The sequence below is a fragment of the Pseudorhodobacter wandonensis genome (assembly GCF_001202035.1).
GTDB classification, from domain to species: Bacteria; Pseudomonadota; Alphaproteobacteria; order Rhodobacterales; family Rhodobacteraceae; genus Pseudorhodobacter; species Pseudorhodobacter wandonensis.
The window spans coordinates 1-12,496 of the sequence record NZ_LGHT01000032.1; the positions used below are offsets into that span (position 1 = coordinate 1).

14 protein-coding genes and 1 tRNA gene are annotated in these 12,496 nt (G+C 55.1%); 7 read left to right on the forward strand and 8 right to left on the reverse strand.

The window, feature by feature from the left end; genetic code table 11:
- Nucleotides 1–198: hypothetical protein (locus tag AKU79_RS19730; RefSeq protein WP_050523528.1), on the forward strand; the 198-nt coding region annotated here is incomplete at its 5' end.
- Nucleotides 191–646 carry a hypothetical protein gene (locus AKU79_RS10325; protein WP_050523529.1) on the forward strand — a complete coding sequence of 152 codons (456 nt, stop codon included), beginning with the start codon at nt 191–193 and terminating at the stop codon, nt 644–646. The genes AKU79_RS19730 and AKU79_RS10325, both read left to right, overlap by 8 nt.
- Nucleotides 647–664: 18 nt before the next feature.
- Here AKU79_RS10325 and AKU79_RS10330 read toward each other — a convergent pair whose 3' ends face one another.
- Nucleotides 665–1,684 carry a hypothetical protein gene (locus AKU79_RS10330; protein ID WP_050523530.1) on the reverse strand — a complete coding sequence of 340 codons (1,020 nt, stop codon included), beginning with the start codon at nt 1,682–1,684 and terminating at the stop codon, nt 665–667.
- A 554-nt stretch (nt 1,685–2,238) separates the two neighbouring features.
- Between AKU79_RS10330 and AKU79_RS10335 the strand changes: the two genes are divergently transcribed.
- The 5 genes from AKU79_RS10335 (at nt 2,239) to AKU79_RS10355 (ending at nt 5,086) form a co-directional block, all read left to right on the forward strand.
- A complete protein-coding gene (locus AKU79_RS10335; RefSeq protein WP_082223999.1) occupies nt 2,239–3,045 on the forward strand; it encodes a DNA-processing protein DprA in 807 nt (268 codons plus the stop codon).
- Complete coding sequence (locus AKU79_RS10340) at nt 3,045–3,692, forward strand: hypothetical protein (RefSeq protein ID WP_050523531.1); 648 nt, start codon at nt 3,045–3,047, stop codon at nt 3,690–3,692. Before AKU79_RS10335 ends, AKU79_RS10340 begins: the two co-directional genes overlap by 1 nt.
- A 132-nt stretch (nt 3,693–3,824) precedes the next feature.
- A complete protein-coding gene (locus AKU79_RS10345) occupies nt 3,825–4,589 on the forward strand; it encodes a S1 family peptidase (RefSeq protein ID WP_050523532.1) in 765 nt (254 codons plus the stop codon).
- Between the two features lie 118 nt (nt 4,590–4,707).
- Nucleotides 4,708–4,854, forward strand: a complete 147-nt coding sequence (locus AKU79_RS19270) for a hypothetical protein (protein WP_156209642.1) — start codon at nt 4,708–4,710, stop codon at nt 4,852–4,854.
- The gene (locus AKU79_RS10355; RefSeq protein ID WP_050523534.1) at nt 4,835–5,086 is read left to right on the forward strand and encodes a hypothetical protein; all 252 of its coding nucleotides are present in this window, start codon (nt 4,835–4,837) and stop codon (nt 5,084–5,086) included. The genes AKU79_RS19270 and AKU79_RS10355 overlap by 20 nt, the downstream gene beginning before the upstream one ends.
- Here the strand turns inward: AKU79_RS10355 and AKU79_RS19275 are convergent, their stop codons facing one another.
- The 7 genes from AKU79_RS19275 to AKU79_RS10385 form a co-directional block, all read right to left on the reverse strand.
- On the reverse strand, nt 5,087–5,260 hold the full coding sequence (locus tag AKU79_RS19275; protein ID WP_156209644.1) for a hypothetical protein: 174 nt from the start codon (nt 5,258–5,260) through the stop codon (nt 5,087–5,089).
- An 88-nt stretch (nt 5,261–5,348) separates the two neighbouring features.
- Complete coding sequence (locus tag AKU79_RS10360; protein ID WP_050523535.1) at nt 5,349–6,029, reverse strand: hypothetical protein; 681 nt, start codon at nt 6,027–6,029, stop codon at nt 5,349–5,351.
- Nucleotides 6,030–6,508: 479 nt separating this feature from the next.
- Nucleotides 6,509–8,833: an EcoAI/FtnUII family type I restriction enzme subunit R gene (gene hsdR, locus AKU79_RS10365; protein ID WP_050523536.1), complete on the reverse strand. Its 2,325-nt coding sequence runs from the start codon at nt 8,831–8,833 to the stop codon at nt 6,509–6,511.
- Nucleotides 8,834–9,199, reverse strand: coding sequence for a hypothetical protein (locus AKU79_RS10370; protein WP_050523537.1), 366 nt, complete (start codon nt 9,197–9,199; stop codon nt 8,834–8,836).
- Nucleotides 9,199–10,365, reverse strand: coding sequence for a restriction endonuclease subunit S (locus AKU79_RS10375; protein WP_050523538.1), 1,167 nt, complete (start codon nt 10,363–10,365; stop codon nt 9,199–9,201). Before AKU79_RS10375 ends, AKU79_RS10370 begins: the two co-directional genes overlap by 1 nt.
- Nucleotides 10,362–11,813, reverse strand: a complete 1,452-nt coding sequence (locus AKU79_RS10380; protein ID WP_050523539.1) for a class I SAM-dependent DNA methyltransferase — start codon at nt 11,811–11,813, stop codon at nt 10,362–10,364. Before AKU79_RS10380 ends, AKU79_RS10375 begins: the two co-directional genes overlap by 4 nt.
- Nucleotides 11,814–12,392: 579 nt before the next feature.
- Nucleotides 12,393–12,482: transfer RNA gene (locus AKU79_RS10385), tRNA-Ser, on the reverse strand.
- Nucleotides 12,483–12,496: the final 14 nt, after the last annotated feature.

Genomic DNA, 12,496 nt, shown 5'->3' on the forward strand with positions numbered 1-12,496 from the left:
ATGTCGGTCATTGCCGCAGACGCAGAAGCCGAAGGCGGTTTTGCCATGTCAATTCTGCGCTTTGTGACCATCGCAGACCTTTCGGAACTCCCAGCCCATTGGCGGGCGCAATTCAAGCCAATGCCACCCGAACGCGCAAACCGCGAACACCACCAACTCCGACGCTCGAAAACAACAGAAGGAACACCCAATGAATAGTACTTTGACCACATCGAAAGTCGCCGCCGAATACAAACGCAACACCGCCCATGTTTATGACATCAGCTTCAAATACCCAGACGAAGCCTATGAGGGACTTGATCTCGGCAATGACGCTGATTGGTTGCGAAGCAACCCAAAGCGCCTTGGGCGGGTCTGGTTGTTTGCGGAAAGAAATTTCGGCAAGCCGATTTTGATCCTGTCTTTCCGGGTCGCTGATCCTGACGCCCCCGGCGGCTGGATCTTGGGGCACCACATCGCGGACCCCGGAAGCCGCCTAAAAAGGGAAGCCTTTACGCACATCCCAGCCTTTACCGCATGGAAGCGAAACCCCAGCCCGGACATAGAAGACACTTTGATCTACGAAACGCTTTGGCGCGATGCCAAGCGCGTCGGAGGGGCGGTTGAGACGCAAGCACGGTTTCTGCTTTTGCCTGTGTCCGAGTAACGCCTTGCGCGGGCTGTTCTAGGCCCGCGCAAGCGCCCTATACCAGTGCCCCCAGCGCCGTTGTGCGTTTGGATCGTCGGGCGCATCCGCAACGCCCTTCAAGGCCCGCAGGAAGGCCAACCTATCCGCTTCCCCCTCAATCGCCTGAAACATGCCTTGCACGGCGCTGTCGGCGGCCCAATAGACCGCCATGAGCGCCGCCAACTCGTCCGGCGTGTCTGGCCGCCTCCTTGGCCGCCCCAACGGCTTAGGCGCACTCATTCGTGCCGATTTGGGCGCCTTGGCCCTATCTGGCAAAGAGCGCCTAGAAGGTCCCTCTGGCGTCTGCGCAGCCCAGACCCTTATGGGGGCGATGATCTGGCCCCCTGCGCCGTCCAGCGCGGGCCGGGAAGCCGTTGAGGCTAATCTCGCGGCCAAAGGCTCGCCCCCGGCCCGCAGTGCGGCTTTCATGGCGCGGCCTTCTTTGGTCCGCTTGTCCAGATTGCCCAACCGGACCCAAACCATCGCGGCGTCCGCGTCCGTAATCCGTTTGGGCAGATCAACCCGGACGGCCCGCGTCCATGCCTCGTCCGCCGTCCGGTCCAGTTGCGTCCGCTGGAAGCGCCACGCCAACCAATCTCGGACGGCGGGCAAAAGCGCGTCCACGTCCGCGCCCAGCGCCCGAACGGCGTCTACAAATGGCCCTTCTGACGCGCCAAGATCAATCGTACGCCCCGACAGGGCCGGATTTTTCTTCCAGCCGTTTGTCAGCCTGTTGCGGGCGCGGCGAGCTTCGGCCCGCGCAAATTCCTCCGGAGAGGTCTTTCCGGTTTGCATCTGCCGGAGTTGGGTTTCCCGATGCGCCCGTGCCGCGTCCGGCCCGCAATGACGCTGGCAACGGCCTTTACCCTCACTGATCGGGACTTGGGTGCAGACTGCTCCCGTCCGCGTCCGCGAGCCGCAAATGGGCGACAAAACCCCGCCGCGTTGGTGCAACTTGGCAGCCGCAAAGAAGTTTTGGCGCTGGGTGTTGGACTTAAATCCGGATGGGCGCTGCATGGTACCGCTTTCTGATGAATGCAAAACAAGCATGTGAGGTAAAATAATACCCCAACCAACATTGAGCAGTAAAGAATATCGGTTACCGCCCAATGCACAGGCTGGCGGATTGAGGAAGTTTTGCGTAATTGTGAAAACTCTATTGCATCAGTCAAAAACGGACCATCTTTGCGCCTAGTCGATCGTCGACCAACTTTGCAGAACCTCGGCTTCATGCTGAAATGCGGTTACAGCTATGACCATTGGTACAATCTTCCAAGTGCAATCCAAAGATTTCGCATAGGAAGTGCCGGGGGAGCGTGGATGCGAACCAGTCATCGTCGCTGCGAAGCAGAAACGAAGGCTCGGTTAATATGTTGGTATTGTAATTCACGTTACTTTTGGGGCACTCTAGGCAAAACGGGTCGGGACAAAATGACGGCAAGGGGAGACGCAGATGACCACAGACAGCGCGTTGACATGCCTTGAATAGGCTGCTGCTGACAGACCATGATGGACCGGCAAGAACCACAATTTCTCCCCGGAGGGAACTTGGGGCTTACGAAGCATTGTTCATGGAACAGGGCGCGACTTTCAAGACGTTAGCAGAGAAATTCGCTGCGGACGAAACCGCGCTTCCATCCGATTTTGTACCACCGGCAGTGGCTGATGAAACGGCGACCAAGGTGCTCGAAATGCTGCATAAGGCAGGCGTGTACCAATTCGGTGTCCGCATAAACAAAGCTGGCGATTACCCTTCCAAACTGCGTCATGCAAAGCATCCAGTCGAATTGCTGTATTACCAAGGCACATGGGAAATAAGCGAGATGCGGGGCCTCGCCGTTGTCGGCAGCCGGAAACCGTCAGACGAAGGCGCGCAGCGAGCAGCGAGAATTGCTAGGGAGCTCGTGGCCCGAGACTTCGCAGTCGTTTCTGGCCTCGCAATAGGCATAGACAAAGCCGCTCACACTGCAGCGCTCGAAGCCGGTGGCAGAACCATCGCGGTGATCGGAACCCCCCTTGGTGAGAGCTACCCAAAAGAGAATGCAGAACTTCAGGCACACATAGCCAAAGAACACCTGCTGGTTTCACAAGTACCAGTGCTGCGGTATTCGACCCAGCCATTCAAGACAAAGCGATTCTACTTCCCCGAACGCAACGCTACCATGAGCGCCCTCACCGAAGGGACCATCATCGTTGAAGCCGGTGAGACGTCTGGCACCCTCACCCAAGCCCGTGCTGCTCTGTATCAGGGTCGGAAGCTGTTCATCTTGGATAGTTGCTTCAGAAACCCTGCAATCACCTGGCCTGCCCGCTTTGAAAAGGAAGGCGCAATTCGCGTGCGGGAACCAGAAGACATCTGGAAGGCTTTGCAGTCCTAATGGGTTTCACGAAAGTTGACGAATTGATCTTAGGCGATCACAACGCCTTGACCGCTCTAGATAGCTGCATCTTCCTAAGGGAGTACAGAGCCGGTGCAGGCTACGAAGGTGATACCAACAGCCTGATTCTAAACCTCAAAAAGAAGCCAAGCGAACGCCTCACCAAGGGCGGCTGGCACTACAAGGCGCGTGCCATCCACCAGTTCTCACAGGAGCTAGCCGATTCTCTAAATCCCAAATGGCTGGACCACGCAACGCTGGTTCCTGTACCAGGTTCAAAATCGTTCGGCCACCCTGACTACGATAACCGCATGGAACAGATATGCAATGGCATCCGCGATGGTCTCGATGTGCGTTGCCTAGTCAAGCAAATCAGCTCGATGGATGCCTCCCACGCAGCCGGAGATGGCAATCGCGCGTCGGTCGAAGACTTAATTGCAAACTATAAGATAGACGATACCCTGACTAACCCCGCGCCTGTGAGCATTGGTGTTTTCGATGATGTCTTAACAGTTGGTAGGCATTACCGCGCAATGCACAGCGTCCTGTCTGATCGCTTTCCCGGAGTACCTATAACGGGTATTTTTGTCGCAAGGACCATACATCCAAATCCGTTCAAGGATATTGACCCTTCTGACATATCTTGAACTGGGCAACTGATTAATCGGGTTGCAAGTCATAGCGACGACGGTCAGGCTGGATCATTTGGTTATTTTTGTTTTCCACGGTTTTTACTCAATTCGCTAGCATCCTTTCGTCCTCAGGTTTAACGCCAATGTATGGAAAAACGAAAGCCAGAGCGCGAAAGAGCCAATTTATTCGCCAAAGAGCTCTACACTGACTTCAGTGCGGCCATTCTCCCCCTCGTGGTTAAAGACAAAAACGGTGATCACGGCATCGGGTCTGCATTTCACGTTGGTGATGGTTCCTTCGTGACAGCACGACATGTCATGGAGGGAAAGGCCGAATGCAGCGTCGAAATCGACTCTTATCGGCACCATCGATGGCTACGACAGACGGTACACTTTCAGAAACCCGATCGTTTTGAATTAGTCGCCCTGCAACCACTCTTTCATCCGGACAGTAAAAAGGACGTCGCAGTCTTTTCGGTCCCGAGTCTGTCTGACCTACCCGGAATACCTTTGGGCGGGCATCTGGACGATTGGATCAACGACGAACAGTTTGTGCTGAATGAGGTCCTCGTTCTTGGATTTCCGCCAATACCGCTTGCCAAGAGCAACATCCTCGTTACTTCTAGAGGTCAGATTAACGCAGTCGTCGACCTAACTGTCGCGGAGCATGTCCATTTTATCGTTTCGACAATGGCTCGCGGAGGCTTCAGTGGCGGTGTGGTGCTGTCGGAATGGGGCGTCGCTATGGGAATGGTAACGTCGAGTTTGCTGAAAAACGACATGCCGGAGGAACTCGGATATCTGACCGTTTTGAGCGTCGAACCCATCTTAGAATGTCTTGGCGCGCACATGCTGCTTCCATCCGAGGACGCCGCACTCTGGGATGACCTCTTCGACCCAGGGAAATCTTAGGATGGCGCTAGAAATGGCAGAAGCACGAAACCTACCTTGGACCCGTGATGAGTTACACGTCGCGTTTGACCACTACCTCTGCTATCCCAACGATTATTTGTCGCCGATCGGCGAATGAGTGCTCGATCTGACGACCAAGATCAGCCTGGTCGCTATGGCGTTGGGCTTGACAGTCTGTGACACCCTCCGCAACGCCAACAGCGTGTCGATGAAACTCCTGAACTTTCGCGCCCACGGCCCGAACCATGACGCCGAAGGTCTGTAGCCGGGGAAACAAGCTCGAAGAGGTCTTCTGGGCAGAATTTGCCAATAATCCGGCTGCACTAAAGAGGGTGCTCGCCTCGATCCTCAACGCGACGAAAACAGCGACAGCAGAGAACGCGCCTGTGCTGCCAGAGGATGAGTTAACCGAAGCCGCTGAGGGACAACTCCTAACTCGGATACACCGGTATCGGGAGCAGACCGCCGCCATCGTGAAGCATAAGAAGGCATCCTAACTAAAGCAGCATGGGCACCTGTGCTGCGAGGCATGCAGCTTCGACTTCCAGGCCACCGATAGCGAGCGCGGAGACAGCTTTATCGAATGTCGTCACACCAAGCTTGTTTCGGCGCTCGCCACGGGCGAGACGACCAAGCTGATCGATCTGGTCCTGCTCTGCGCGAACTGCCATGGGATGGTGCAAGCGTCACGGCCTTGGTGGACTCGCGAGGAACTCGCGGACCGTCATATATTGTAACATATATAGCCCTGTCCGTTAATCATTCTACCTCATGGAAGATTGCACCAAACCCAAACGGATCGTTGGGATCAAAATCAGCAAGTTCTTCAACAGGCATCGCAAACGGATTCGACACCTGAATGTGCTTCGTTCGGCCACACACTAGCGCTGCCTCAACTGAGGCACCTGCATTTCGAATTTGCCCTGCGCTAGCTTGAAGATGTCCACCGCTGGTCATGATGTCGTCGATGAGAATTCGGTCGATGGTAGCGTCGGCCTTCAGTTCACATTGCAGCTTTGGATAAAGTTCATGTGCTTGGCGCGGCCCTCCCTCGCTCGCCTTCCGCATTACTTCAGTCCACCTCAGCTCGTCGAAAGCTGTAACGTTATCACCAAACTGTTCGGCGATGCGACGTGCCAATTCCCAAGTTCTAAAGTCACTGCTGTTGCCAACCGTCGCGTGTGAGTTGGGAACAGGAATAATTACCAACTGAGCGTCAGGTGGGTCCATTGCTCCTTTTATCAAACTCACGGCCCACGCTGTCCAAAGGTCCACTGCCCCATCGGGAGAGCCCGGTCCAAAATTGTAAACCTTACCGCCTAGCCGAAGCGACTTATTCATTCCGCCAGGATTTCGGCCTTTTATAGCTTTTGCTATTGACAGTGAGGTGTAATCCTTGTCCCGCATCTGTTCGACCTGTTCAGTCAGATACTGGACCATTGGCTGTACTCGCAATGGCAATGGTGTATTCCTTACAATATCGGCGTCATTCTAGCACATCTCTCACGTATTCAAGAACCACACAATGAATTGCGCCTAGGTTGCAGATGCGAGCAAGCGCGATTGTTGGTTTCAAATTAGTGTCCGGAAAGGCACAAGGCTCGCGTGCGCGGCGAACGGCAAGTTTGACGTGTTGCACCGAGGCATTCTCTAAGCTGGTTGAAGGTCCGGTTTGGGTCGAAAACGACAAGTCTTGACAGCACATGACGAAGCGTCAGTTCTTTGGCGAAGACTACCGTTTTTCATAGATGTTAAGAAATTGGCTGCTCTGTCGAGACTGCATAGAGAACGTACCCAGCCGTGTCGCCAAGAGAGGCCGGGGGACCTCCCTTCCGCGTCTGGCCTCAGCACTGCGTCTTGCCCAGCAGGGCCAAGTGCTTACGGGTCTAGCTTGACCCAACCGCCCACCCACCCCGAACCTATTGAGGCTTAGGATACAAGTACTTCTGGAAGTCCACGAACGCACCGACTACCAAGTCAGGGCCACCCAAAATGGCCGCGCCATCTGCCGGATTTCCATAATTTAGTTTCAGGTAATCGGGCAGCTTTGACCTGTCCAATTCTTCGGCACCAGTTGCAACATATTGACCAAGTACGAACTGCAAAAAGGCCGCAAGCTTGTCATTGTAGTTTGCGTCAATGGCGGCGCTTCCCGTTGAGGCTCTTTCCTCGCGGGTCAAAGGGTCAACTGCATAGGCGACGTGCGCCAATACGTCAAAAATATCGCTATTGTCGGCCAAGATCGTTTGCCTGATCTGCTTTAGCACAGCGTCATCATATCCGCGCTCGGCTAACTGCCCTAAAAGGGCTTTGCGCGTATCTGGGTTTCCCCAAAGCAATCTCAGTTCATCTTCATCTTGGAACAGTTCCGGCAATTCGCCAAACATGCGCGTGATGAAATCTCTTGCGCTCATGGGTTTGCCGTCTGGCCCCCAGAACGTCGTAGCTGCGATATTGATGATCTTGCCGGGGATTAGTTCAATTTCGATCATGGGTGGGCGATCAACGGGATCGTCAGGTTCGCCCGGTTCCCGTGGTGCCATTGGCTCGGGCGGTTCATCATCACCCTTCGGCGGTCGCGGGGCATTGGGCGGATCAATGATAACGTCCGCTGGGTCTCCATCCCATTGCGGATCGTCAAACTTTTCATGCGCCTTTACGAAATCATAGACGGTGAAATAGTCTTTGCCCTCAAATGTACGGGTGCCGCGCCCAATGATTTGCTTGAACTCAATCATCGAATTGATCGGGCGCATCAGAACAATATTGCGGACGTTTTTTGCATCCACTCCCGTTGATAGCTTTTGCGACGTCGTCAGTATCGTCGGAATGGTTTTACTGTTCTGCTGGAACGTCTCAAGATGGCGTTCGCCCTCGGTCCCGTCGTTCGCCGTCACCCTTACACAATAGTCGGGATCGCTATGTTTGACCTCTTGATTGATTAGGTCGCGGATCAGGGCGGCATGGGCTTGGGTTGCGCAGAAAACGATAGTTTTCTCGTTGGTGTTAATCTCGCTCAGAAATGTGCGGACGCGGTGCAGTTCCCGTGCTTTCATCTGCACAATTTTGTTGAAATCCTTTTCCTCAAACGTGGTCCCGTCGGCTACTTCACCCGCGACAACCTTGTCCTCACCCTCGAACGTGTAGGTGTCGATGGTCGAGGAATATTGGCGCACGCGGAATGGGGTCAGGTAGCCGTCCTCAATCCCTTCGCGCAGGGAATAGGTGTAAACCGGGTCGCCAAAATAAGCGTAGGTGTCCACGTTATCAGTGCGCTTGGGGGTCGCGGTCAGGCCAAGCTGATAAGCGGGTTCGAAATAATCAAGCATTGCCCGCCATGAGCCTTCGGCATTGGCCCCGCCTCGGTGACATTCGTCGATGATGATGAAATCGAAAAAGTCGGGGGCATATTGGCGAAACGCTTCATTGCCTTCGCCGCCTGTCGAAAGGGTCTGGAAGATGGTGAAAAAGATGCTGGCATTTTTCGGCACAGACCCGCGTTTGGCGATGCTGTCGGGGTTAACACGGGTGCGTGCGCCATCCTCGAACGTGCCGAATGAATTATAGGCCTGATTGGCGAGGATGTTGCGATCTGCCAGAAACAGGATGCGCGGGCGGCGGGTGGGCTCAAGGCCAAGGTTCCAGCGCGCCTCAAACAGTTTCCAGCACAGTTGAAACGCGATGCCCGTTTTGCCGGTGCCGGTGGCGAGGGTGAGCAGGATGCGGCGCTGGCCTGTTGAAATCGCCTCTAGCGCCGCTGCAATGGCGTTGTGCTGGTAATAGCGCGGGTCCCATTTGCCGCCGCCCAGTTCAAACGGCACGGCCCCGAAACGGGTGCGCCATGCGTTAGGCACCTTGTAAACCCGGTCCCACAGGGCTTGGGGGCTGGGCGGGCCTGCAACCTCGGCCTCACCCCCTGCCATGTTAATCTCGTACCAAGTCAAGCCGTTGGTGGCATAGGCAAAGGGCGCGTTCAGGCGTTTGGCGTATTCCTTGGCTTGCTGCACACCCTCGGCGGTGGCGATGCCTGCGCGCTTGGCCTCTATCACCGCCAGTTTTTGGTCGCGGTAATGCAGTACATAATCGGCAGACATTGGGTTGGCACGTTTGCCGCCCGGCACAATCCGGCCCGGCGCGATCTGTTCGCGCTTGATATGCGCATCGGGTGGCAACCAACCCACAGCAATCAGTACCGGATCAATCCGGTTGGCGCGGGTGTCTGCTTCGGTTTCGTTGTCGATCAATTACCCATTCCAAAATTTCGCGCCTGATCCCATTCCGTAAAGGCCAACGCCGCCGGAGTTCCGCCCCTTTGGCCCTGTGCCGGTTTCGTCCAAGGGTTCACTCGTTGCGCCGTTCCAATTGGTTTGTTGTTTCGAAATATTGCTGCGGCACTTCACCATTGACAGCTTCACAGATGCAACTTCGGCGAGCAATCCCTTAACCTGCTTTTTCTCAAGAGGGTTGAGCTTATAGCCAGCTTCGCATTTGGCAATCCAGGGGCGCAAGGTTCCCCTTAAAAGGCGCAAGTTCTGTGTCAGTTTGCGGAGAAGTTCGTCACGCGCAGTGACCCGAGGCGGGAGCGGCTTGCGATCCACTTTCTTCCCCATCAGGTAAGTTCCCCCGCAAAGGCCTTTTGCAAGAGGGCTTGGCGGATGTCATCAAGATCGGCGAGTTTGGCGCGGTAGTGGGTCTCCAAATCTTGAACTGTCGAACGCAAGTACGATAGGCGCTCGACGGCGTCATCTTGGACATGCAGCGGCGGAAATGGGAAATACTCCGTTTCGAAGGTTGCCAGATTGATGTTCTGTTGCGCGCTGCCTTCGCCAAGTGCCTTTATACGCTTTTGGAAGAATTGAAGCAGATATTCGACATAAGTGCTGCTTGTCTTGGTCGCGTTTGGCACCATACCGATGATGCTGTCAGGAAAACACGCATCGAAACCCAAAACGCCCGTCTCTGCGATGTTCGCAGCGATTGTAATGCAAACTGTTCCTGAAGGCCAAAGCTTGCTCTGCGCCAACCCAACATCATTATAAGTCTGACTGTAGCTTTCGATGATATGGCGAGAGTTTCGCACGTCACCAGTTTGAATGAAGGGATAAGTGCCGCCATAAAGCGCCTTATCGTTGCGTGGACGGTGCTTGGATTTTCCTCGCCCAAATTGCAGAGACACATCGCTCAGCAGCTTTTGATCGTCTGGATCGTTGAGGCCGCCGAACACCTCTAGTAGTCCACTCTCAAACAACTCCCGCGCGTTTTGGAGGTTGGTTTCGGTATGGGCGCGGGCGCGGGTGAGGCCTTCGAACGCCGCATCCAAAACCTCAACAATCCGCTTTTGTTCTTCTAGGGGCGGGAGTGGTAGGCGCAGCCCTGTTACATCTGTCCTTGAAATTCCCGGAATAGCAGCACCGCTTGCGCGGCCATTAAAATAATTCTGAAATGACTGAAGTAGCAAAAAAAGGAAGCGTGGGTCAATTGTCTTGGCTCTAACGGCCATAATCTGTCGGCTAATCGCGACCTCGGGGATATCCAACAAGTTAACTTTGCCAACCCCAGAACCTTTTACGGTCAACAAAACGTCGCCCGATTTGGCGTTCTTCTTGGGAAATTCAGTCCACTTTGACACTGTCGGGCATATTGAGCCAAAGTCCGAAGGTCCGGTGAGATAACCAATTCCTTGGCCTTCGGTATTATAGTCTTTGGCGTCTATATGCTGACCGGAAATCAAGTCGATGACATCCCCTAGCGCCTTAACTTCCCAGCCCGCCTTCACAGCATCCCCCGGATGGTTGCCAAAATCTCTGCCGTCTCGGCGTCGCGTTCCAGCATATCCTCAATAATCTGGGCGGGGTCGCGCAAGGGGGCCTCCTCGGGCGCGTTGGGGTTTTTCACCGATAGGTCATAGGTGGCGGGGTCCAGCGTAAGGGCGTTCACGACCCAAGACTTCTCACCCAACGCAAAGGTTTTCTGCATCGCCACAAACTCGGCCAAATCCGCATCGTTCAGCGGGTTGTTTTTGCCCATATTGCGGCCCGGACTAAGCTGATAATACCAAATGTCGCGCGATTTACGGCCCCGTTCAAAGAACAGCACCACGGTTTTCACGCCCGCGCCCAGAAACGTGCCGCCGGGGCAATCCAGCACGGTGTGCAGATGGCAATCGGTCAGCAGTTGTTTGCGCAGGGCGACAGAGGCGTTGTCGGTGTTGCTCAGAAACGTGTTCTTGATAACAATCGCGGCGCGTCCGCCTGCCTTCAGGCTTTCAATGAAATGCTGCATGAACATATAGGCGCTTTCCGACGATTTGATCGGAAAGTTCTGTTGCAACTGCTTGTTCTTGTTGGTGCCAAAGGGCGGGTTGGCAAGGATGACGTTGTAGCGGTCCTTTTCCTCAATATCAGCCATCCGGTCGGCCAGCGTATCGGTGCGCAGCAGGTTTGGCGCAGGGACGCCGTGCAGGATAAGGTTCATCAGCCCGATGACATAGGCCAAGGGGGCCTGTTCCTTGCCGTAAAAGGTGCGGCGTTCCAGCCGTTGCAGATCGTCGGTGCTTTTGACGGTGGGACGCAGGTAATCAAACGCTTCGCACAGAAAGCCTGCCGACCCAGCAGCGCCATCATAGATGGTTTCGCCAAGCTTGGGCTGCGTCACCGCGATCATGGCGCGGATCAGCGGGCGCGGCGTGTAGTATTGCCCGCCATTGCGGCCCCCGTTGCCCATGTTCTTGATGCGGGTTTCATAGAGGTCGGACAGTTCATGCTTTTGCGCTTGGGTGCCGAAGTTAAGCTGGTCGATCAGGGACAGCGCATCGCGCAGCATATAGCCGTTTTGGAACTTGTTGCGGACCTCGGTGAAAATCTCGCCAATTTTGTATTCAATGGTATCGGGGGCCGGGGCCGATTGGCGAAAGCTGCGCAGATATGGCATCAGGTGGTTGTTCACAAACTCGACCAGATCGCTACCGATACGGGTGCGGTCAAGATCGGGCTTGCCATCGGGCAGTTTGGGGGCGGCCCATTCAGACCAGCGGTATTGCTTTTCAAACAGATAATCGTAGGGCGTGCCTGTTAACTGTGCCTCAACCGCGCGGTTGCGTTCTTGGTCGTCGAGGTATTTTAGGAACAGCATCCAAGAGGACTGTTCGACATAATCCAACTCGGTGTTGCAGCCGGGCTCTTGGAACATAATGTCGTCTAGGTTCTTGAAGGTCTGTTCAAACATATCTGCCCCAAATTCTTTTGTTGAACAGTTGCCTAAGCCCTAGTTGCCGTCAAGCCTAGCCCTAAATCAGTTGGGCTTGTCGTTAGTGTTCAGACAAAGCAAGTAAGTGCCTTGCAAACCAAATTGGCATGGTTGTCTGCTTTGTCAGAAAAAGTTGGGGGAGTGCCCGCTTTATAGGCGCGGCATAAAGAGGTTGCAGCCGCGCCGCCGGGGTAGGCCGGGGGGTGGGGTCGGACGTGGACGCAGTCCGCGTCCGGCCCCCACTTCCGGCGCTGTGTCCTTTGTCTCCACGTCCGCACTTCACGTCCACGCCCGTTAGCCACGCCCCCTGTCCGACGTCCTGCGCTTGTCCGGCACAGGTGCGGCCTTCAAATCCGGCTTGCCCCAACCATCGCTGTCCGTGCCGGACAGTGATAACCCAGCCGTGCGCAAAGCCGCGACATTCTGACGCACCCTCTATCCATACCGATGCGATGAAGCTGCAAACAAAACCAACAAAGCCAAGCCCACGCTCTAAACGGGGTCAGGATGGGGTAGGCCTGCCAAATTACGAAATTATTCAATGATTTCAATATGTAATGGCGGAGCGAGAGGGATTCGAACCCTCGAGACGGTTCCCCGCCTACACACTTTCCAGGCGTGCGCCTTCGACCACTCGGCCACCGCTCCGTTGTGGGGTCTTT

Coding starts and splice junctions, on each gene's coding strand:
- AKU79_RS10325 (WP_050523529.1), top strand. CDS start 191: ATGAATAGTACTTTGACCACATCGAAAGTCGCCGCCGAATACAAACGC.
- AKU79_RS10330 (WP_050523530.1), bottom strand. CDS start 1,684: ATGCAGCGCCCATCCGGATTTAAGTCCAACACCCAGCGCCAAAACTTC.
- AKU79_RS10335 (WP_082223999.1), top strand. CDS start 2,239: ATGGAACAGGGCGCGACTTTCAAGACGTTAGCAGAGAAATTCGCTGCG.
- AKU79_RS10340 (WP_050523531.1), top strand. CDS start 3,045: ATGGGTTTCACGAAAGTTGACGAATTGATCTTAGGCGATCACAACGCC.
- AKU79_RS10345 (WP_050523532.1), top strand. CDS start 3,825: ATGGAAAAACGAAAGCCAGAGCGCGAAAGAGCCAATTTATTCGCCAAA.
- AKU79_RS10355 (WP_050523534.1), top strand. CDS start 4,835: ATGACGCCGAAGGTCTGTAGCCGGGGAAACAAGCTCGAAGAGGTCTTC.
- AKU79_RS19275 (WP_156209644.1), bottom strand. CDS start 5,260: ATGGCAGTTCGCGCAGAGCAGGACCAGATCGATCAGCTTGGTCGTCTC.
- AKU79_RS10360 (WP_050523535.1), bottom strand. CDS start 6,029: ATGGTCCAGTATCTGACTGAACAGGTCGAACAGATGCGGGACAAGGAT.
- AKU79_RS10370 (WP_050523537.1), bottom strand. CDS start 9,199: ATGGGGAAGAAAGTGGATCGCAAGCCGCTCCCGCCTCGGGTCACTGCG.
- AKU79_RS10380 (WP_050523539.1), bottom strand. CDS start 11,813: ATGTTTGAACAGACCTTCAAGAACCTAGACGACATTATGTTCCAAGAG.